Origin of the sequence: Microcystis sp. LE19-41.2A (assembly GCF_027530405.1) — a bacterium.
Classification (GTDB): Bacteria; Cyanobacteriota; Cyanobacteriia; order Cyanobacteriales; family Microcystaceae; genus Microcystis; species Microcystis aeruginosa.
In genome coordinates this window covers 1-20,743 of the sequence record NZ_JAPZQJ010000405.1, presented here as the reverse complement: position 1 = coordinate 20,743, position 20,743 = coordinate 1, and the positions used below count along the sequence as shown (strand labels likewise).

Annotated in this window: 16 protein-coding genes and 1 pseudogene; 11 read left to right on the top strand and 6 right to left on the bottom strand. The window is 41.8% G+C overall.

Annotated elements, in window-relative coordinates; all coding sequences use genetic code 11:
* Positions 1 to 199: 199 nt before the first annotated feature.
* Positions 200 to 2,668 carry an ATP-dependent DNA helicase RecG gene (gene recG, locus O9290_RS16560; protein WP_002760542.1) on the bottom strand — a complete coding sequence of 823 codons (2,469 nt, stop codon included), beginning with the start codon at positions 2,666 to 2,668 and terminating at the stop codon, positions 200 to 202.
* A gap of 67 nt (positions 2,669 to 2,735) precedes the next feature.
* Positions 2,736 to 3,641 carry a hypothetical protein gene (locus O9290_RS16555; RefSeq protein WP_288058163.1) on the bottom strand — a complete coding sequence of 302 codons (906 nt, stop codon included), beginning with the start codon at positions 3,639 to 3,641 and terminating at the stop codon, positions 2,736 to 2,738.
* Between the two features lie 396 nt (positions 3,642 to 4,037).
* On the opposite strand from O9290_RS16555, the gene O9290_RS16550 reads away from it, so the two are divergent.
* The 6 genes and pseudogenes from O9290_RS16550 (at position 4,038) to O9290_RS16525 (ending at position 8,148) form a co-directional block, all read left to right on the top strand.
* A complete protein-coding gene (locus O9290_RS16550) occupies positions 4,038 to 4,823 on the top strand; it encodes an Rpn family recombination-promoting nuclease/putative transposase (protein WP_288058155.1) in 786 nt (261 codons plus the stop codon).
* Between the two features lie 105 nt (positions 4,824 to 4,928).
* Positions 4,929 to 5,999 (top strand): hydrogenase expression/formation protein HypE, encoded by a 1,071-nt coding sequence (gene hypE / locus O9290_RS16545; RefSeq protein WP_288058152.1) that lies wholly within the window; start codon positions 4,929 to 4,931, stop codon positions 5,997 to 5,999.
* A 335-nt stretch (positions 6,000 to 6,334) separates the two neighbouring features.
* Complete coding sequence (locus tag O9290_RS16540; RefSeq protein WP_012267999.1) at positions 6,335 to 6,679, top strand: hydrogenase maturation nickel metallochaperone HypA/HybF; 345 nt, start codon at positions 6,335 to 6,337, stop codon at positions 6,677 to 6,679.
* Positions 6,670 to 7,494 (top strand): hydrogenase nickel incorporation protein HypB, encoded by an 825-nt coding sequence (gene hypB, locus O9290_RS16535; protein WP_288058150.1) that lies wholly within the window; start codon positions 6,670 to 6,672, stop codon positions 7,492 to 7,494. The genes O9290_RS16540 and hypB overlap by 10 nt, the downstream gene beginning before the upstream one ends.
* A gap of 46 nt (positions 7,495 to 7,540) precedes the next feature.
* A pseudogene (locus O9290_RS28220) lies at positions 7,541 to 7,939 on the top strand (helix-turn-helix domain-containing protein).
* 17 nt (positions 7,940 to 7,956) lie between these two features.
* The gene (locus O9290_RS16525) at positions 7,957 to 8,148 is read left to right on the top strand and encodes a DNA adenine methylase (protein ID WP_149986632.1); all 192 of its coding nucleotides are present in this window, start codon (positions 7,957 to 7,959) and stop codon (positions 8,146 to 8,148) included.
* Between the two features lie 77 nt (positions 8,149 to 8,225).
* Here O9290_RS16525 and O9290_RS16520 read toward each other — a convergent pair whose 3' ends face one another.
* Positions 8,226 to 10,316 (bottom strand): PD-(D/E)XK nuclease family protein, encoded by a 2,091-nt coding sequence (locus O9290_RS16520; RefSeq protein ID WP_288087283.1) that lies wholly within the window; start codon positions 10,314 to 10,316, stop codon positions 8,226 to 8,228.
* Between the two features lie 78 nt (positions 10,317 to 10,394).
* On the opposite strand from O9290_RS16520, the gene O9290_RS16515 reads away from it, so the two are divergent.
* Positions 10,395 to 11,732 (top strand): proton extrusion protein PcxA, encoded by a 1,338-nt coding sequence (locus tag O9290_RS16515; RefSeq protein WP_002760527.1) that lies wholly within the window; start codon positions 10,395 to 10,397, stop codon positions 11,730 to 11,732.
* A gap of 35 nt (positions 11,733 to 11,767) precedes the next feature.
* Here the strand turns inward: O9290_RS16515 and O9290_RS16510 are convergent, their stop codons facing one another.
* Together O9290_RS16510 and O9290_RS16505 are read right to left on the bottom strand one after the other, a co-directional pair.
* A complete protein-coding gene (locus tag O9290_RS16510) occupies positions 11,768 to 12,574 on the bottom strand; it encodes an Rpn family recombination-promoting nuclease/putative transposase (RefSeq protein ID WP_288024867.1) in 807 nt (268 codons plus the stop codon).
* A 36-nt stretch (positions 12,575 to 12,610) separates the two neighbouring features.
* The gene (locus O9290_RS16505; protein ID WP_002760525.1) at positions 12,611 to 13,918 is read right to left on the bottom strand and encodes a hemolysin family protein; all 1,308 of its coding nucleotides are present in this window, start codon (positions 13,916 to 13,918) and stop codon (positions 12,611 to 12,613) included.
* Positions 13,919 to 14,185: 267 nt separating this feature from the next.
* Between O9290_RS16505 and O9290_RS16500 the strand changes: the two genes are divergently transcribed.
* Entirely contained in the window at positions 14,186 to 15,670 is a 1,485-nt protein-coding gene (locus O9290_RS16500; RefSeq protein ID WP_002796456.1) for a polysaccharide deacetylase family protein, read from the top strand.
* Between the two features lie 255 nt (positions 15,671 to 15,925).
* Here the strand turns inward: O9290_RS16500 and O9290_RS16495 are convergent, their stop codons facing one another.
* Positions 15,926 to 16,696, bottom strand: coding sequence for a segregation/condensation protein A (locus O9290_RS16495; protein WP_288056508.1), 771 nt, complete (start codon positions 16,694 to 16,696; stop codon positions 15,926 to 15,928).
* 51 nt (positions 16,697 to 16,747) lie between these two features.
* Between O9290_RS16495 and pdxH the strand changes: the two genes are divergently transcribed.
* From pdxH to O9290_RS16480, 3 genes are all read left to right on the top strand, one after another.
* Positions 16,748 to 17,392 carry a pyridoxamine 5'-phosphate oxidase gene (gene pdxH / locus O9290_RS16490; protein ID WP_287731672.1) on the top strand — a complete coding sequence of 215 codons (645 nt, stop codon included), beginning with the start codon at positions 16,748 to 16,750 and terminating at the stop codon, positions 17,390 to 17,392.
* A gap of 231 nt (positions 17,393 to 17,623) precedes the next feature.
* Positions 17,624 to 17,926, top strand: coding sequence for a trypco2 family protein (locus O9290_RS16485; RefSeq protein ID WP_288058437.1), 303 nt, complete (start codon positions 17,624 to 17,626; stop codon positions 17,924 to 17,926).
* Between the two features lie 118 nt (positions 17,927 to 18,044).
* Positions 18,045 to 20,570 (top strand): NB-ARC domain-containing protein, encoded by a 2,526-nt coding sequence (locus O9290_RS16480; RefSeq protein WP_288058435.1) that lies wholly within the window; start codon positions 18,045 to 18,047, stop codon positions 20,568 to 20,570.
* Positions 20,571 to 20,743: the final 173 nt, after the last annotated feature.

The following is a 20,743-nucleotide window of genomic DNA, read 5'->3' as shown; positions in this document are numbered from 1 at the left end:
TGCGCGGGGGGTTTGGGGGCGGCGCCACGCCCCCAACGGGGGGTTTGGGGGGTAGAACCCCCCAAAAGCTTGGATTGAGTGATAAAATCGGAAGTAATAGTAAATCCGTTGAGTATGGGCTATGCAAAACGGAGAATAAATAATCAGTTTTTAATAACTGGATTTAGTATTACTGTTTACTGATCACTGAACATCTAAATCAAGTTAAAATATCCGCTCCCAACATCCGTTGATATTTAGCTTCTAAGGCTTGTTTCAAATTGGGCAAAGTGATTAAATGGGGATCATCTAACATAATTTTTTCGGCGGCATCTCTTGCCAAAACTAACACCTCTTGATCCTCGACTAAACTAGCGAGGGCAAAATCTGGTAAACCCGATTGTCGTTGTCCTAAAACTTCCCCCGGACCGCGAAATCGCATATCCATTTCCGAGATAAAAAAGCCGTCTTGGGATTGTTCCAAAACCGTCAATCTTTGACGGGAATTAGCACTATTACTGCCACTTAAAAGTAAACAATAGGATTGATGGGAACCTCTGCCAACGCGCCCCCGTAATTGATGCAATTGTGAAAGGCCAAAACGTTCGGCATTTTCAATTAACATCACCGTGGCATTGGGAACATCCACCCCCACTTCGATAACCGTAGTTGAGACAATAATTTGCAGAATATTATCGCGAAAAGCTGTTAAGATTTCCTCTTTTTCGGCGGAACTCATGCGACCATGGAGTAAACCGATATTAAAATTGGGAAAAATCTTTTCTGATAAATTTTGATATTCTTCCACCGCAGCCCTAACATCTAATTTTTCCGATTCTTCAATCAAGGGAAAAATCACATAAGCTTGTCTGCCTTGGGCAATTTCACGCCGAATTAAATCATAGGCAGCCCTTCTTTGATTCCCATTTAAAGCGCTGGTTTGAATCGGTTGTCTGCCGGGGGGTAATTCGTCAATTTGACTCACATCCAAATCCCCATGCAGGGTTAAAGCTAAAGTACGGGGAATCGGTGTTGCTGTCATGGTTAAAACGTGGGGAGACTCTCCTTTGCTTAATAATCTTGCCCTTTGTTGTACCCCAAAGCGATGCTGTTCATCAATAACAACTAAACCTAATTTGCGGAAATTAACTGCATCTTGAATTAGGGCATGAGTTCCCACTAAAAGTGGTAATTCTCCTGTCTCTAATTGGGCGTGAATTTCTCGCCGTTTAGCAGTTTTTGTGGAACCAGTTAATAATTCTACGGGTAAATGTAAGAGATTAAACCAGCTAACTAACTTACGATAATGTTGTTCTGCTAAAACTTCCGTGGGAGCCATTAATGCCGCTTGATAACCGGATTGTAGGGCCGCTAAAATAGCATAAACTCCGACAATTGTTTTGCCAGAACCCACATCCCCCTGCACAAGACGATTCATCGGGGTGCTAGAATCTAAATCCTCTAAAATTTCTTCAATAACTCGTTTCTGAGCATTAGTTAATTGAAAGGGAATTATCTGATTAAATCGATCAATTAGTTGACCCTTAGCACTAAAAACAGCACTTTTTTGTGTCTGACGATACTGTTGCCGCCGCCGCAGAAAACCCAATTGTAAAAAGAAGAATTCATCAAAGACTAATCGCCGTCGCGCTTGACTTAGAATCTCGGCATTATTAGGGAAATGAATGTTAGTAATTGCCGTTTTTAAATCGATTAATCCGTATTGTTTTCTTAGACCGAAAGGCAAGGGATCTTTTATCGCCTCTACTGCCCCAAAAGCGGCGACTACAGCCTTTCTAATTAGGTCGGCGGGTACTCCATCGGTGAGGGGATAAACCGGCAGAATACGCCCGATTTTTAAGGACTCAATACTTGCCCCAGAACTGTCTAATAATTCAAATTCAGGATTTTCTAAAGTTAACCCATATTTACCCGCTTTGACTAAACCACTAACCGCCACCACCGAACCCACCAGATAGAGTTTTTTTTGTCCTTCTTGCCAAGCACGATTAGTATAGCGAGTTCCCGCATAAAAACGGTTTAATTTTATCTGTCCAGTGCGATCCTGTAAGAGCAATTCAAAGATAGCTAACTTGGTATTTTTGGGGCTAGTAAAACAATTACAGCGCTTGACATTCCCTACTAAAGTTACCGTTTCCCCCTCGGTTAAATTGGCGATATTGACTTGACGACTGTAATCAATATGATCCCGGGGATAATAATATAATAAATCTTCAACTTTGTGGAGGTTTAATTTTTCTAAAAGACCAGCTTTTCTCTCTCCCACTTCCGCTAGATATTTCAAGGGTTGTTCGAGGGTAACTTGCCGTGGAGAAATAGCCTTTGCCGTGATGGGAGTGGTATTAATAATTTTCGCCACAGCTGGTTCTTTTGGGGTGGGGGTTGCTTCTAAAGTTTGCCGTAATTGTTGTAAAAAATTGCGAGTTTCGGTGACTAATTGTTGTCTTTGTCTGGGATTAAACTGGGAATATTGGGCAAATTTTTGGGCTAATTCTCGCCAGCGATTTCTCTCACTGGTGGAAATTCCCACGGGAGGATTATCCCCGAAACTAAGACAGAAAAACTCGCTAAAACGGTACTGATTTCCCTGAAGATCGGGATAACCTTTTTCCGCTTCTACAGATAAGGCTTTTTGTAATCTCACCCAGTCGGGTATTTCCCCTTTCATAATTGCCTCTTGACTCCAAATTTCCCAGTATTATGCTTCCCTGATACCCCTGTTTGATCATAACTGATTAATCGTACCAACTACTGCGCCATGCCGCTTCCGCTTGAGCGATAGTATATTCTTTGCGAATACGATGATATTGTTCCCCTAGACGATTTAATTGTTCCCAAAGGGAGCGAATTTGATTTCTTTCCACACTTAAGCGCGTATCAGCAAATTCCAGTTCAGCCATTCGTAGATGAATCGCCGTTACTTTAGTGACTTTGCCACTTGAAAAATCATGCTCATCCCCATCATCTTCATCTTCATCTTCATCTTCATCTTTTTCCTCCTCTGGTTCAGGGTTTTTAGCTTCTACTAAAATGTTTAACATATTATTTCCTCCACCTAGGGATTGTCCCTCTTCTCCCGCTTGAATTGCCATATCGATAATTTGACTGGGTAGATGAGGGGGAAGAATATAAGCTTTTTGTAGTTGCTGATTAATTTGTTTGGAGAGATGATTGAGAATCTCGATACAGTTTTTTTCCAGCACTCGACAACAATAAAGTAAAATATCGGGGTTATTAATCTCTCCAGTTGCGGCTAGATTTTCTGGTTTGTTTAGAAAAAGTTTCAAGAAATCTGGGGTATTTTTCGTCTCTGCTGGACTTTTAGAGAATCCTACCCCTGAAAATGCCCCTCGATCGAAGCTCTGCTCACCCAATTGCTGTAAACTGGCTTTAGCCTCTTGTCCTAGAGCTTTGATCTCCTCTTGTAGTTTCTGACGATTGCTGTGGGAGAGAGCCAGAAATTCCCCCCCATAGTAGCGGGTACAGATATGATACACTGCCCCGATCGCCTGTTTATAGAGAGATTCACCGAGTAAATCAAGATAAATTCGGTATTTTTCTCGCATTCTTTCGGCTAAATTTGCCACTTCCGTTTCTATGTTCTTTAAATCTTGTTGTAGCTTGTTCAGTCTTCCATTCATAGAAATTTTACCGAGGGAGAAGTTAGCGATCGGCGAATTCTATTATAGCGACTCATTGTCAGCTATAGCACCCTGACCAGGGGGAGATGTTTAGACTCGATCGGTTGTCAGTTATTTTAGCTATTAAGTAAGTAGTTATAATTAAATTGAAGATAGATTTTGCCTCTGATCCCCCCTGCCCCCCTTGATAAGGGGGGTGCCGATCCCCCCTTAGTCCCCCCTTAATCCCCCCTTAATAAGGGGGGTGTCTGACAACTTTTAACACCTACCTACTTAGCTTTTCCCGGATCGGCTTTTAGCATTTGTTTTGGCAAAGATAACTGCTATAATCAGGCTAATTAGTAGGAAAACTCTCTATCTCTATATTTTTGCATAGTTTACACCACAAGTCCGGGCATGAAAACCGACAGTATTTTTTATGATCTTTTTCAATCTTATCCGTCAATTTTCTTTGAATTAATCAACCTTTCCCCCGGAGAAGCCGAGAATTACCGCTTTGATTCCGTCGAAATCAAGCAACTAGCTTTTCGTATTGATGGCGTATTTTTGCCCAATATTACCGGTCCTAGCATTCCTATTTATTTCTGCGAGGTGCAATTTCAAGATGATCAGAATTTTTATGGCCGTTTCTTTGCTGAAATCTTCTTATATCTCAGTAAAACTGCTTTTAACAATGATTGGCGCGGGGTGGTCATTTATCCCCATCGTCGGGTAGAATCAGATAAGATTGTACGTTATCAAGACTTATTGACATCTGGGAGAGTGACGCGAATCTATTTAGATGAACTAGATGATATTAATCAAGATTCCCTCGGTATTGCCACTATAAAATTAATTATTGCTAAAGAAAATCAAGCAGTGGCAACAGCCAAACAACTTATTGAACGAGTGCGAACTGAATTTACCCAACCGCAAAACTTCCTACAATTAATAGAAACGATCCTTATCTATAAATTACCACGTCTAAGTCGCCGGGAGATAGAAGCCATGTTTAGTTTAGATGAACTGAAACAAACCCGTTATTTTCAAGACGTTCGAGAAGAAGGTAAACTGGAAGGTAAACTGGAAGGTAAACTGGAATCTGTGCCGCGTTTATTGGCTTTAGGTTTAACGGTAGAACAAATTGCTCAAGCCTTGGACTTAACTGTAGAAAAAGTGCGAGAAATACCAGAAACCCATTAAGATAATCTAGCAGTAAGCTATGACAGCGTTTTTCATCAAGATAAAGTGTAACCTAATTTGCTATCGGCCACCGACTACCCAAAACGAAAACTTACTACCTCACCTATGACTAGCACTCCTTCAGCTTCTTTAAAATTAAAAAAAACAAAAATTACCGACACAAATATCACTCTCTCCCATGGCAGCGGTGGCAGAGCAATGCGGGATTTAATTAACGAGATATTCGTTAATAACTTCGATAATAACTTACTGGCACCCCTTGAAGATCAAGCCCGATTTGAGATTAAAGATTTGGCTAAAATAGGCGATCGCTTGGCATTTACCACCGATTCCTATGTGGTTTCTCCCCTATTCTTTCCGGGGGGTGATATTGGCAGTTTAGCAGTCAATGGAACCGTTAATGATTTGGCTGTCGGTGGGGCAATTCCTCTCTATCTCAGTTGTAGTTTTATCCTCGAAGAAGGTTTATCTATCGACACCCTAAAAACCATCGTTACCAGCATGAAAATAGCCGCCGACAAAGCAGCGGTAAAAATCGTCACCGGGGATACAAAAGTCGTTCCCAGGGGACAAGGGGATCAAATATTTATTAATACCTCTGGAGTGGGGGTAATTCCGGCCCGAATCCATTCCAGTGCCAATAATTTACAAGTTGGTGATCGCATTTTGATTAACGGTTTTCTGGGGGAGCACGGTGCCGCCATTCTGATTGCCCGGGGCGAATTAGACCTGCAATGCACAATTGAAAGCGATTGTCAAGCCCTGAATTCTTTAATTTCTGCAATTCTGGCAGTTTGCCCGGAAGTTAAAGCGATGCGGGATGCCACTAGAGGCGGATTAGCCACGGTTTTAAACGAATTCGCCCAAAGTTCAGGGGTGGGAATACAGGTGCAGGAAACGGCGATCCCCATCCGGGAAGAAGTGCGAGGAATGTGCGAATTATTGGGCTTAGAACCGCTTTATCTGGCAAATGAGGGCAAATTAGTCCTTGTCGTGCCTCCGGAGGCGGAAAATCGCGTTTTAGCAGTGATGCGTTCCCATCCTGACGGTAAAAATGCCGCTTCTATCGGGGAAGTCGTCGCTTCTCCCCCCAATTTAGTTTACTTAAAAACCCCTTTCGGCACTAACAGAATTCTCGATATGTTAGTCGGTGAACAATTACCGAGAATATGTTAATTAGGGTTTGCTGAAAAAGTTTGTTGTTAGGGTTAGAAGTCAGGAGTCAGGAGTCAGTAGTCAGGAGTCAGGAGTCAGGAGTCAGGAGTCAGGAGTCAGGAGTCAGGAGTCAGGAGTCAGTAGTCAGTAGTCAGGAGTCAGGAGAATTAAAAATGAATAATAATCAATTAAATGGTCTATTTACAGATTTTAGGCAATTTAATCCTTATTTTTGCTGTTTTGAACCCTCAAATAGTTGGGTTTTTGGGGTTTTAGTTGAAATTTCCTTGATAACTGATAACTGATGACTGATGACTGATAACTGATAACTGATAACTGATAACTGATAACTGAAAATGCACGAACTAGGAATCACCCAAAATATTATTGAACTTGCTTTAGAACACTCGCGAGGAATGAAAGTTAGGCGCGTGGTGTTAGAGATTGGTAAACTAACGGCAATTATGCCAGAATCGATCGCTTTTTGTTTTGATACCTGTTGTCAAGGTACTAATGTAGAGGGGGCAATGTTAGAGATTCTGGAAATTTCTGGTTTAGGACAGTGCCAAGATTGCGGAAATGAGCTAGAACTAGAATATCCCTACGGAATCTGCGATCGATGTGGTAGTCGCAATATAGTCATTTTACAGGGTCAAGAATTAAATCTCAAATCGTTGGAGACAGAATCCTTATGTGTGTAACCTGTGGTTGTTCTGATAACTCGGAAGTAACATTAACTAATCCGCAAACGGGAACCCATGAACATATTTTAGCCGATGGTACTGTTATTAGTCATAGCCATCAAGCTCACGCTCACGCTCACGAGCATGAGCATCCCCATCATCCTGCGGAAATTCACGCTCAAATTCATGGTAATATTCTCCAAGTTGAGCAAAACCTGCTGGCAAAAAATAATCTATTAGCGGCACAAAATCGCGGTTGGTTGAAGGGGAGAAAAACTGTTGCTCTTAATCTGGTTTCTTCCCCCGGTTCGGGAAAAACTACCCTGTTAACTCGCACAATTGCCGATTTAAAAACCGCTATTCCTATCAGTGTCATTGAGGGAGATCAAGCAACAGCTAATGATGCCCAAAAAATTAGTGAAACCGGTTGTCAGGTTATCCAAATTAACACCGGAACAGGTTGTCATTTAGAAGCATCAATGGTAGAGAGAGGATTAATCGAACTCGATCCACCGATGAATTCTTTAGTGATGATCGAAAATGTTGGTAATCTAGTTTGTCCTGCTTTATTTGATTTGGGAGAAAATGCCAAAGTCGTCATTCTTTCCGTCACCGAAGGAGAAGATAAACCGATTAAATATCCCTATATGTTCCACGCTTCTCAAGTCATGATCTTGACAAAAATAGACCTACTGCCCTACGTTAATTTTAACCTCGATCGCTGTTTAGATTACGCCTATCAAGTTAATCCCAATCTGAAAGTTTTTCAAGTTTCCGCTACCACTGGAGAAGGTTTAGATGCTTGGTACAGTTGGTTAAAATCACTGGTTTAAGTTAAGCAGTAACACACCCAAAAAGTTCAGTCTAACCGAAAGAAAAATGACTCTAGCACTTAATCAAAATATTTATAATCAACTGTTGACTAAATTTCAACCCAAGATTATTGAAAATGAGGAATAATATGAGCAAGCGCGTCATCTTCTCCTTAATCTAATTAGTAAACAGGATCGACTACCAGAAGAAACCGCGATGGTTAAATTAATGGCGACAATTATTAAGGATTTTGATGCCAAACAACCTCAACCCGAACCAGCTTCACCGCAGGAAGTATTATTACACTTAATGTCAGCTAACAACATGAAACAAGCTGATTTAGTTGGTAAAATTGGTTCTAAGGGTGTGGTTTCTGAGATTGTTAATGGCAAGCGATCGATTAGTAAAGCTCAAGGGAAAATTTTAGGAGAGATTTTCAATGTTTCCCCCAGTGTATTCATTTAATTATTTATTAGTTGTTAATGAAAACAACCGTCATTGTTCCACCGATTAAATGTCAAGGTATCAAAACTAAACTGCTATCATCAATCAAAAGTTTAGCGGATCAGCAAAACTTTGATCGTTGGATAGAACCCTTGTGTGGTTCGGGGGTGGTAGCTTTTAATTTACAACCCCAAAAAGGCTTTATACTAAATCTAGTTATTAAAAACTGATTATTTATTTCCCCTTTTTGCCTATTGCCTATTGCCTTTTGCATCTCCTAACCAAGAAGTTAATTTTGTTCTAGTCCTTAATCATATTCTTTTGCCGCTTGTACTAAGGATAAAAGTTGTCCGGTTTGAGCGGTTCCCGATACTCCTAAATCACTGTGACAGAGGATAACTTTTTCGCTTACCCTTGCTAATAAATCCCTTAAAACTCTCTGTAAACGTGCCTGATTTTCCTCTAATTCTGCTTCCGTTGTCCAGCGTTGATAGGGACTTTCTCGCCAAAAAATCGGCGCAGCAAAAAGAGTGGAAGCACCTCCTTGTTCCCAGAGTGGGGAGGAACAATCTAGCCAAAAATGCCAACGATGACTAGAACGAAAAGAACGATATTGAAAGATATTGCCTAGGGTAACTGCCGGGGAAGATTTAATAAATTGTCGCACAGGATAGGGATTAGCAGTGATTGTGCCACGACGCAAAAGTTGCATAAACTGACTAATAGTTTCGCTGGGACTTTGAAAAGAGGGTTCACTCTCACGCAAACGGCGATCAATCTCCCAAAAATGTTGGGCAGTTTCCATTAATTCTCGCAAAGCTGCCAAGTGATCGAAGGGCAAATTTTCCCCATCGTTTAATAATTGTTCGATCGCTTGATTTAAGACAAAAATCGGGAAAAGTTTCGCTTCTTGCTGCCGTTTTTTCATCCCTTCGATCCAGTGACAAATTCTTTCGTAGGCAGTACAAGCTTTTTGTCCTAAGCGATCCCAACGGGGAAAAGTTTCGATCGCTAATAAACGGGGATTTTCCAGATCCACTTGATAACAATGATCGGCAATTAATCCGGCGCGGATTGGATCGATATCGGGAATTAAATTTTGTTCTTCATCCCAGCGATAACGGCTAAAAATCACCAGCATTTCCGCTATAGCCTCTTGGGGGGCTAAACGCCCCAAATTTTCATAAACAAGGGCGAGAAGGGTCAATAATGCCCGAATCAGAGGACAACTGATCAGGGGTCGTTGTTCGTTGAGGGGTTGAACGGCTATCCCAGCACCGGTTAAAATTTCCATCAGGCTATAACGGGCGATTTCGTCTAAACCGGGGGCAATAACGGCGATTTCTTCGGGTTTTACTGCCCCTTGCTTGACTGCTTGAATAATAGCTGTGGCTGTCTTCCGTAACAATTCGGCGCGAGAGGTGGTTTGCAGGGAGATGAATTGATCGGGAAGATTGCCAAGATAGTTACCGTCGCTGATTAAGGAGAGAACCGTCTCGCTAAACTGAGCAGCTAACCCGTCAGTGGTAGATAATGACATAATTTGACAGCGTGCCGCTAATTTTTGTAGATAATCGGGATCGGCAGTTAATCCTAAGCGAATTTTTCCCTGGGGATTGTAGGTAAAAACGCTAAAATAATCATGATCGAGGAAAAAACTGAGTAAATCCTTGGCAATAGCCGGATAATCGTCCACATCGTCCGCAAAAACTCCCCGGAAGCGTTTTAATAGTTGCTGCTGATAACGACTATCAGGAAATAAATAGCGCCAATAGAGTTCGTAGATGATACCATAACTTAATAAACCACGTTCTAGAGACCAATCACGCCATTGAATGATTAATTCTCCCACTTTTTCTGGTGTTTCCTGCTCATTAATCGCTAAAACTCGTTTTAGATCTGTTTCTGATAATCCGTCGGCTAATCTTTCGGGTATCTTTTCTGCGGGAACACCACTAGCGCCGGCTAATTGTAACAAATCGAGAACTTGACGGACGAAACGATATTCATTTATGCTAGTAAGCTGGAAGAATTCAGCGATTGCTGGTTGCCAGAGACGGGTGGCGAGTTCCTGCTCCGTTTCTGGGCGTAATCGGCGGGGAAATTGCGCTTTTAGCTCCAAAAACTCGAAAATTAACGGCCAAAACAGGATGACTTCATCGGTGAGAAAACCTAAAGGGGTTTTGCAGAGAATCGGATAGCTACCCCTAACAGCAATGGCTAATCGATCGGCTAATTCCCGTTTATTATCATCGTTGGCAGCGAAAACTAAGATCGATCGAGGAAGGGGGGATGATTTTGATCGATCGCGAGACACCCAGCGCCGAAATTCCCCGACTAAAGCGGTGGTTTTTCCTGATCGCGTGCCACCTTCGATCCAAATTGGTATGATTGACATCGTTTTTTCTCGATTGTATTTGTTAAGATAACTGATCGGTACTCTAGCTTTTCTCCCTTGTGGAAGTAATTGTTTCCTATGAATCTTAATCGGATTTTGCAAGGTGTTAATCAATGGTTATTACAAACTCCTGAACGTTCTTTAGATGAGGCCTATCATGCAGCTTTGAAGATTAAGGAAATAGAAGATAAGCATTTTCAAGGGCGAAAAGTGGCAGCGGAGTTCTCGAATTATGGCAGCAGCACTAATTCCTATTTTATCGCAGAAGTTAAAGGTTATCTGCAAAAAATTAAAGTCAGATTGACGGAGTTTAAAGCTAGTCGATCAATCGTTAATACTTTCGGACCTAATCAACCGACAATTAATAATGGGGTGATTACTGTCACCACAGATGTTTGTCTGAAAAAACTTCAGTTTATCGATAGTATTATCGGAAAATATCAAGATAATTATTGGCAAGAAGATATTCAAGATGTTCCCAAAAGTATCCAGAACAGAAATTTTGAGCAGGAAACAGCCAAAAATAAGACTTCTAGAAATCGCTCTTTTTTAGCAGCGGGTAGTATTGAAGATGAGGAAATAATCAAAAGTAATAAATCCCAAAAAGCTACGGAAAAACCGGGGGTTTTACCCCGTTCTTTTGTCAATACTTTTAATCGCATTAAACAGGAAATTGATCCCCAAGCGGAGGAATCGGAGGAGGCAGTTTTAAAGAAATTTCGCAATTCTCGTTATAAAACAGCCATTTCCCTCAAGTTTATTTTACTGTTAATTATTGTTCCTTTGTTGACCCAGCAATTAACCAAAACTTTCCTGATTACCCCCTTGGTTAATAAATATTTCCAACAACAGGAACAGTTTATTTTTATCAATCAGGATTTAGAAGAAGAAGCTTTTTCGGAATTGAGAAGATTTGAGGAAGCTTTACATTTTCGAGGTATGATTGGTTTAGCACCCAAATTATCTAACGAAGAAATCGAGGGAGAAATTACCAAAAAAGCCGCGGTACTAAGTGAAGAATTTCGCCAACGAGGTTTAAATGCGATCGCTAATATTTTCGCCGATATTTGTTCCCTGATTGCCTTTGGTTTTGTTGTCGCTTTTAGTCGTCGGGAAATCGAGATTGTCAAGTCTTTTCTGGATGGCATTCTCTATAATCTTAGCGATTCAGCTAAAGCTTTTTTAATTATTCTCTTTACCGATATATTTGTCGGTTTCCACTCTCCCCACGGTTGGGAAGTGATCCTAGAAGGATTAAGTCGTCATTTCGGTTTACCGGAAAATCGCCAGTTTAATTTTCTCTTTATCGCCACTTTTCCCGTTATCTTGGATACAGTCTTAAAATATTGGATTTTCCGTTATCTCAATCGCATTTCTCCCTCGGCAGTGGCTACCTATCGTAATATGAATGAATAGGGTAAAGTCAGGGAGAAACCTAATAATTTATCCTTCTAATTTGGGGGGGATAATTTGGCCGCTGTCTCTTGTACTTTGGTAAGTTCTAATTGCAAAGCAGTGGCAATCTGTTCTATACTTAAACCTAAAGCTAGTAAACCAGCGATCGCTTCAGTTTTAGCTTCTTCACGACCTTCTTCACGACCTTCTTGTTTAGCTTCTTGATAAAGTCGAGTCTGTCTGAGATCATCTAATCCGAACATAGCTTCTAACTCCGCACGACTAAGATTAGTAAATTTATAGGCTAAGGTTCTTTCAATTAATTCTACAACTTTTTGCTGGAAAACTAGATCATCAATTTCAGCGATCGCTTTTTCTAAAAGTGGTTTTCCTCGTTGCTGTGCTAATTGGGGTGTAGCGACAATTAACTGAATAATTCCTAAACCCAGAGACGGAGCCGGACTATCGATTAATTCATCTAAATAAATAGGTCTGATCTGTCCCGTTATCTCAAATCCCCGCAGTTGATAGGGAAAGTTATTATCCAGATCCCTGGAGGCAAATAAAGCTACAGCTATCCAATCCTGAACGGGTTTATACTGATTGAGATAGATGACAATTTCTGTTAAAAATCGCCAATAAAAATCACTTTTATCCTGAAATTGCACTTCAACAAAGTAAATCATTAGTTCCGGTGCTGCTGTGGTCGGTAAAAAAATACCGTCAAAACGACGCGCTAATTCTTTGATTTCTCGGGAGGAAAATTGATAATTTTCAGCTTTCTGGGTTGATTCTCCCAGTAATTCAAAAATTAACCCCGGAAAGGTTTGCAAGAGTTGATAAAAAATTGTATCGGTCTTCACAAGCTTGAAAAAATCTAGATGTTTACTAACAATTACTTACAAATCATCTAACAATAGCGTGACTAACACCTTATCGACACGATTACCGTCCATATCCACCACTTCCAAGCGCAACCTTTGCCATTCAAAATGATCGGCAGCCCCCGGAATCCTGCCAAGATGGGTAATAATAAAACCACCTAAAGTGTGATAATTGCCCTGTTTTTCCCCCGGTAATTCACTGATTTCAAATAACTCTTTAAAATCTTCGATCGCCACTGTACCATCGATCAACCAAGAACCATCTTCCCGCTGCACGATCTGAGCATCTTCAATGTTATCTAATTGGGGTAAATCGCCGACAATTGCCTCTAAAATATCCTTGCGCGTCACCAATCCTTGAATTACCCCGTACTCATCCACTACCAAGGCAATATGATGACCACTTTGCTGCACCAATTCTAAAACCTTTAAACCCCTAGTGCTTTCCGGCACAAAAAGCGGCTGTTGTAAATCCTTCGTCAGGTCGAAACTTTCACCGGTTAAACAATCTGCCAATAAGTCTGTGACTTCGATTACCCCCAAAACCTCATCTAAACTGCCCTGACACACAGGAAAACGGTTATGATTGCTCTCAATTAGCTTCTGGCGGTTAATTTCGGCACTATCTTCCAAATCTAGCCAAATAATATCTGGGCGCGTGGTCATAATCTGGCTTACTCGGCGATCGCCCAATCCTAACACCCTTTCCACCATATCCTGTTCTGCTTCCTCAAAGGTTCCCGCTGCGGTTCCCTGTTTAAGCATAATTTTCAATTCTTCTTCCGTAATTGGGGAATCATTGTTATTAGTATTAATCCCCAACAAACCGAGAATCAGATTAGTCGATTGACTCAAAAGATGGACAATGGGCGAAACAATTTTTGATAACCTATTCAGAGGATCAGCAACGAGGATAGCGATTTTTTCAGGATTACTTAAACCTAACCGTTTCGGCACTAATTCCCCCACCACTAGGGATAGATAGGTAATAATTAACACCACTAATCCTAATCCCAAAGCTTGACTGTAGGGGGCTAAAACAGGAACTTGGGCCAATAATTGCGCCACACTGACCGATAAATTAGCTCCTCCGTAGGCCCCGGCAAAGATACCCACTAGGGTAATGCCAATCTGCACCGTCGATAAAATTTGATTGGGATCATTGGCCAATTTTAAGGCCACCGCCGCCCTTCGATCATCTCTGGCTAATTGTTCTAAACGGACTTTGCGGGCCGAGACAATGGCAATTTCCGAGAGAGCAAAGACTCCATTGAGGAGGATCAGGAAGAAGATAACAAGAATTTCGGTAGTCGCCGAGAACATGGTTAAAATTTACAGGTAAAAGGGCGGATAGTTGTTTGTATCATAGTGCGAGGATCGGTTAAGTTCAGTAAAGAATCATCTTGATTTTTAACGAGTTACGAAGGCTTGTGTCTGGAGAGGGTTACTCCCAGTATAAATGGGATAGGATCAAGTCCGCACTCTTAGCTCAGTTAGCAGTGAACAGTCAAGAGTGACCTGTTGCCAGTAAACAAAGTTGTCCCTGGGAGAGTGGGGACAAACTATCTCAATCTATTCGCCTGAAAAATTATGATCGCTACACCCGTATCATCGAAATCGAACGCTATCACGGAAATCCGCCCCGGACTACCGACTATTTGCGGTTGGGAACAGGAAATCGCAGCGATTGTTAATCACGATGATCCGATCTTTTTACCGACAACAAATCTCCAATTAGACCATATCAAGGCTGGTTTTGCCTGTGCCTTGCATATGCACCAACCCACCATCCCCGCGGGTGTTAATGGTGAATTAATCTGCAATCTCCAGCATATGTTCGAGAATCAGGGGGATGGTGATAACCATAATGCCAGCGTTTTTGCCTGGTGTTACAGTCGCATGGGCGATTTTATCCCGGAATTGGTGGCGGAAGGCTGTAATCCCCGGATTATGCTCGATTATTCCGGCAATCTCCTCTGGGGTTTGGTACAGATGGGACGGCAGGATATCCTCGATAAACTCAAATTAATCACCTGTAACAGTCAATATCAACCCTATGTGGAATGGTTGGGGACGATGTGGAGTCATGCGGTGGCTCCTTCCACACCGATTCCCGATCTAAAATTACAGATGCAAGCATGGCAAACCTATTTTGCCTCGATTTTTGGCCCCGATGCCCTGAAACGAGTCAAAGGGTTCTCTCCCCCGGAAATGCACCTTCCTAACCATCCCGATACCCTCTACGAGTATATTAAAGCCCTGAAAGAATGCGGCTATCGTTGGTTATTGGTACAGGAACACTCGGTGGAAAATCTCGACGGTTCGGGATTGAGTCAGGAACAAAAATATATTCCTAATCGCCTGGTGGCCCGTAATTCTCGCGGGGAAGTGATTGCGATTACTGCTTTGATTAAAACCCAGGGTTCCGACACCAAATTAGTCGCCCAAATGCAACCCTACCACGAGGCCAAATGCCGCGGTAAACAGCAAATCGGCGGCGTTTGGGTTCCTTCCCTAGGTTCCCAGATTGCCGACGGTGAAAATGGTGGCGTGATGATGAATGAATTTCCTCGCGATTTTCCCAATCCTTGGCGGGAAATGCAGGGGGGTTCCACTGTGGCAGGATTTAACGGCACGGAATATCTGGAGTTAATCGAGGCCGCTGGCGTTAATCCCCAAGATTATCCCCCAATTCAAGCCGTACACCAGCATAAAATCTGGCAGCGAGTTAATCCCGATGCCGCTACCCCAGAAGCAGTGGAACAGGCGATCGCTGAGTTAAAACAGTCCGACCACCGTTTTACCATGGATGGGGCATCTTGGACCAATGATCTCAGTTGGGTGCGCGGTTACGAAAATGTTCTCGAACCGATGAACCAATTAAGCGCTAAATTCCACGAGAAATATGATCCTTTAGTACAGGCGGATCCTAGCTTCACCCGACGACCGGATTATCTGGAGGCACTGCTTTATAATTTGCTCGTGCAAACCAGTTGTTTCCGTTATTGGGGCCAAGGTACTTGGACCGATTATGCCCGCACTTTGTACGAAAGAGGCGCGGCCTTAACCCGCTAAGATAGTAAGCTATCTAGGGTTGGCTGAAAAAGCTTTTCAGCCAACCCTAATTAGGGTTGGCTGAATAAATCTAAAAACCTTGTTGGGTAAGACTTTTAGACTTTTTTTCCTTCAAAAAGTGCCTACCATTGGAGTGATCGGGGGGAAAATTCAGGTACTTTTTCCCTGAAAATTAGGTAGTTGACCACCTGAAAATCGGTAAAACCCCACACCCTACACCCTACACCCCACACCCTACCCCCACGAAAAAGCTTTTCAGCAAACCCTAATTAAAGAAATACTCAAATCCTGATAAAAATCCTCTTGTTTTAACTCCACTTTTGATTGAGAAGCCAGTAAAAGTAAAGCCCAAAAAATCGCCACCTTTTCCTGTGTTGCCGAGTGACTAGAGGGTTTTTCCGCTTGCCATAAATCTAATAAATACTCAAACTCTATCTCATTTTTCTCTAATTGAAAAAACTTTCTCTGCAAAAAAAAGTCCAGTTCCGCTGCCAATTCCGTCAGGTTTTCTTGGTGGGCCAATTCCGTGATAATTTGTACCGCTTCCCGTCGGGATTGGGGCCGGGGTTTCGGGACAACTACAGGCAGTTTCGGTAAAGCTTCAATCTCTAGGGCAATCTGTTGTAATTGAGTGATTAACTCCTGTAAAGTTACCCGTCTTTTTCGCGGTGGTGGGGCAGCAGTACGACGGCGAATATGATTTTCTAGATAACGGGGTAAAGTTCTTAATTCCCGTTCTAACTCGCTAATTTCCTCATCAATCAGACTTTCTTCTTGCTGTTCCAAAGACAATCTTTCTAGGGTATCAGCCTTAAATAAAACTAACATAGAAGCCCATAAAAAAGCCTGTCCCGATTGGGGTAAATTAGCTTGGGCCATGGCTAAATCTAGATCATTTAATAACCCCAATTCTGCCAAAAAGCGATCGATCACATCAATAACCTGCACATCCCAGGGGTCAATTTCTCCCTGTTCCGCCATTTCTAAAAGAGATGCGATCGCGTCACTGGCCGAGGTGATAGTCATGATTGTAGAATCTTGTAGGATCTCAAAGGATAGAATTTAGCAAGCAAAACCATGGACATATCGATCGCTGACCTGCGCTTGGACTACAATCTCGAAGAATTGCTAGAGTCAGAAACATCTGCCGATCCTTTCATTGTATTTAAACAATGGCTAGAACGGGCGGTATCTTCGGGAAGATTGGAACCCAACGCTATGACTTTAGCCACTATTTCCCCGGAGGGTAAACCCCGGGCCCGCATGGTACTGTTAAAAGACTTCGATCCTCGCGGTTTTGTTCTCTTTACCAACTACCACAGCGCCAAAGGACAGGAATTAATCGCTAATCCCAATGCAGCCCTAGTGTTTTGGTGGGGAGAATTGCAACGGCAAATTAGGATCGAGGGAACTGTAGAAAAAATCAGCGAGGAGGAATCGGATAATTACTTTTTTGTCCGTCCCTGGGAATCTCGTTTAGGGGCCTGGGCCTCCAATCAAAGTGAAGTGATTTCTGGGCGAGATATACTCGAAAAACGCCTAGCAGAACTAAAAGAAGAATATGCGGGTCGTGAAGTTCCCCGTCCTCCTCATTGGGGCGGATTTCGCCTAATTCCTAGTTTAATCGAGTTCTGGCAAGGTCGCCCCAGTCGTCTCCATGATCGTCTCTGTTATTATCGTCAAGAAGATGGTACTTGGCAAAGGCAACGTTTAGCTCCTTAGTTTTATCTTGACACCTTGTATTAGCAAAATAGCTCGATGCTAATTCAATTTGTCATTTTAGTCTTGAGATAATATTAGGTCGATGTCTTTTCCCAACCCGCGCTTTCCTTAGCGATCGGGTTGGGCTATTATATCAATTGGATAAAGGCAATCTCTCTGCCCTAAAGTTTCAGAAAAACGATAGAATTGAAAGGGTTTTGGTCTGCATCCTTCAAAAATAACTAGAGAATTATGGACATCAATAAAGTTGGACTTCGAGAAACCTTAGAAGCATTGCGGGTTGAACTGAGTCAATCTATTTTAGCCTCTGAGGGTGAGCAGATTCGCTTTGAGGTGGGTGACATTGAATTAGAGGTTCAATTTGTGGTTGAGCAGTCGAAAGAAGGAAAAGGTGGGCTAAAATTTTGGGTAGTAGAAATGGGTGGGGGTGTCACCAATAAAGATACGATAACCCATAGAATTAAAATTCCCCTTAAACCCATTTGGAAAGATGGAAAACCTGTATTGACAGCAAGTGATGATATTCCCGATTAGAATTTTATACTTCTAGGGACGCAATGCTTGCCCCCAAAGCAGTTAATTTGTAGGATGGGTTAGCGAAGCGTAACCCATCGCCATCCCAGAAGAATAGGTTACATCAATCCGATAAGTTATGCCCCAATTCCAACCCGATCGCGCTTTAGAAATTGTTGCCCCTAAATACGGCACTGCCTATCGAATTGGGGGACGTTTACTCTTGACTTGTCGGCATCTATTTGATAATAGTAACGACTGTAAAGTACGATTTAGATCAGCATCAGACTATTCTGATAAGCAGGATATAGACGCTAAAGTAATTTGGAAAGCACCGGATAATATAGATATAGCTTTAGTTGAATTACCAGAAACTATCGAAACTTTTGATCCTGTAGACTTTGGGTTGTTACCTGATGCGAGTAGCACCCAAAAAGTTAAATTTGACTGTTTGGGCTTTCCTTTATTTTTACGGTATGCTGAAGATAATATAAAATACGCCACAGGGTTACATATTGAGGGAACTATTGATGTAGCTAATCGTGTTCCTCATCACCGTTTGTTATTAAATATTAAAGATAGTCAAGACATACAACCCACCGATGAACAGTTAGAAAGATTAGCAGAAGATCAGTCACCTTGGCAGGGAACATCGGGATCAGCAATTGTTTGTTATGGGTTAGTGATTGGGGTACAATCTAAACAGCCAATTAGAGATCGTCCAGCATCTTTAGAAGCTGAATCTTTGGCAAGGGTTTATGACAATACTGAATGGTGTGAGATATTAGAAAACCATGATATTGATCCTGAACCTAAACCCGTTATATCCGCTTCTTTAAAATCTTCTTCCTATCGCAATCAAGCTCCTCCTAAACCGAGTTATTTTGTCGAACGTCCAGAGGTTAGTATTGAGTTAAAAAAACTTTTATTGTCAGAAATAACGGAAAAAACGGGGACTTTAGTTATTAGTGCGATTTATGGCTTAGGAGGTATTGGTAAATCCACTTTAGCGGCAGCTTTAGCACAAGAAAAAGAAGTTCAAGCCTTTTTTCCTGATGGCATTTTCTGGGCAACATTAGGACAACAACCAGATATTTTATCCTTTCTTCATGGCTGGATTCAAGCTTTAGGAGATTATAATTTTAAGCCGACGGGTATTGATGCGGCATCCTTACACTTGAGGACTTTATTGGCAGATAAAAAGGCTTTATTAGTAGTAGATGATCTCTGGAATGTGGAAGATATTGATCCTTTTAGAGTAGCAGTAAATCACTGTAAATTATTAGTAACCACTAGAGAAGTTCCCGTTAAAGGGGCAATTCGTTATGATTTGGATGTGATGACGGAAAGCCAATCTTTAGCCTTATTAACGGGTTATTTAAAGCATGAATTAAATTTAGCAGATCAGAAACAAGCCAAAATATTAGCCAAAATTGTCGGTTATTTACCCTTAGCTTTGGAGTTAACGGCGGCACAAATTGAAGATGGGATTCCTTGGGCTGAATTAATCGAAGATTTACGAGCAGAAATCGCTCATTTAGAAATTTTAGACCGCTTGGAAGCTGGAGATACTGCCAATGAAGAAAAACGAAAACATTATAGTTTAATTGCTTGCTTTAATCTCAGTTTAAAGCGGTTAAATGGGCAAAGATTGAGACAATTTAGCTGGTTAGGGGTGTTACCCGATGATGTTACCATTACCGAAAAAATAGCGGCGACTTTATGGGATTGTCAGGTTAGAGAAGCGAGACAAACTTTAAGATATTTACGGGGTAAAGCTTTATTATTAACGGGGGTTTCTAGTGAACTATTAACGAGTTATCGCGTCCATGATTTGTTACATGATTTAGCCCGAAATCTGATCCTAGCGTCTCCTCATCCTGAAACGGATTATCGATTACCGGGGTTAGGGTTATCAATGGCTGAGGCACATCAACAGCTTTTACAACGGTATCAAAAACAGATTAAGAGATCCCCCCTAACCCCCCTTGAAAAGGGGGGAAAAGAGGTGGAAGTCCCCCTTAGTAAGGGGGATTTAGGGGGATCAAACTGGCATAGTTTAGAGGATGATGGCTATATTTATAATCAATTGCTCTGGCATTTGGAAAAAGCGGGACAGATAGCCCAGATTCATCTATTACTGAGGGAAGAAACCGCAGAAGGTCATAATGGTTGGTATAGTCAGTGTGAAAGGGAAGGGAAAACAGCAATTTTTATTAAGGATGTTTCCCGGGCGTGGCAATTGGCGGAGGAGCATTTTATTGAGAATCCTACTAAGTCTATTGGGTTACAGGTTCGTTATGCTTTAATCACCACTTCTCTTAATAGTTTGGCGAGGAATATTCCATCAGAATTGATTGCTTTACTGATTAAACATGAAATCTGGACACCTGCTCAGGGATTGGCTTATGTGAGGCAAAGTCAAGATGATGAGAAGCAAGCCGAAGGATTAAGGGCAATTAGTCCCTATCTTACCCCTACTTTATTACCCGAAGCCTTAGAAGTTGCCAGAGGGATTGGGGATGAATACCTCCGTGCAGAGGCATTGACCGGGTTAGCTCCCTATTTACCGGAAAGTTTATTACCCGAAGCCTTGCAAGTTGCCAGAGGGATTGGGGATGAATCCAAACAGGGTGAGAGCATCTCAAACGCTATTGACAATTAGCCAATTTTGTGAACCGCTTGCTGTGTGGGCATTTCAAGTGATACCAGTCAATCAGAATAGTTACGAAATATTCACATTTGGTCGATTTTTGCTTAACAATTGAGATGGCCAATTCTCCTCAAATATGCCTGAATCGCTCTCTGGGTAAGCAAATCACATAAAGTTGATTTTGT

Coding starts and splice junctions, on each gene's coding strand:
- O9290_RS16480 (WP_288058435.1), top strand. CDS start 18,045: ATGCCCCAATTCCAACCCGATCGCGCTTTAGAAATTGTTGCCCCTAAA.
- hypB (WP_288058150.1), top strand. CDS start 6,670: ATGTGTGTAACCTGTGGTTGTTCTGATAACTCGGAAGTAACATTAACT.
- O9290_RS16525 (WP_149986632.1), top strand. CDS start 7,957: ATGAAAACAACCGTCATTGTTCCACCGATTAAATGTCAAGGTATCAAA.
- O9290_RS16555 (WP_288058163.1), bottom strand. CDS start 3,641: ATGAATGGAAGACTGAACAAGCTACAACAAGATTTAAAGAACATAGAA.
- O9290_RS16495 (WP_288056508.1), bottom strand. CDS start 16,696: ATGACTATCACCTCGGCCAGTGACGCGATCGCATCTCTTTTAGAAATG.
- hypE (WP_288058152.1), top strand. CDS start 4,929: ATGACTAGCACTCCTTCAGCTTCTTTAAAATTAAAAAAAACAAAAATT.
- O9290_RS16540 (WP_012267999.1), top strand. CDS start 6,335: ATGCACGAACTAGGAATCACCCAAAATATTATTGAACTTGCTTTAGAA.
- O9290_RS16505 (WP_002760525.1), bottom strand. CDS start 13,918: ATGTTCTCGGCGACTACCGAAATTCTTGTTATCTTCTTCCTGATCCTC.
- recG (WP_002760542.1), bottom strand. CDS start 2,668: ATGAAAGGGGAAATACCCGACTGGGTGAGATTACAAAAAGCCTTATCT.
- O9290_RS16550 (WP_288058155.1), top strand. CDS start 4,038: ATGAAAACCGACAGTATTTTTTATGATCTTTTTCAATCTTATCCGTCA.
- O9290_RS16520 (WP_288087283.1), bottom strand. CDS start 10,316: ATGTCAATCATACCAATTTGGATCGAAGGTGGCACGCGATCAGGAAAA.
- O9290_RS16500 (WP_002796456.1), top strand. CDS start 14,186: ATGATCGCTACACCCGTATCATCGAAATCGAACGCTATCACGGAAATC.
- O9290_RS16485 (WP_288058437.1), top strand. CDS start 17,624: ATGGACATCAATAAAGTTGGACTTCGAGAAACCTTAGAAGCATTGCGG.
- O9290_RS16515 (WP_002760527.1), top strand. CDS start 10,395: ATGAATCTTAATCGGATTTTGCAAGGTGTTAATCAATGGTTATTACAA.
- pdxH (WP_287731672.1), top strand. CDS start 16,748: ATGGACATATCGATCGCTGACCTGCGCTTGGACTACAATCTCGAAGAA.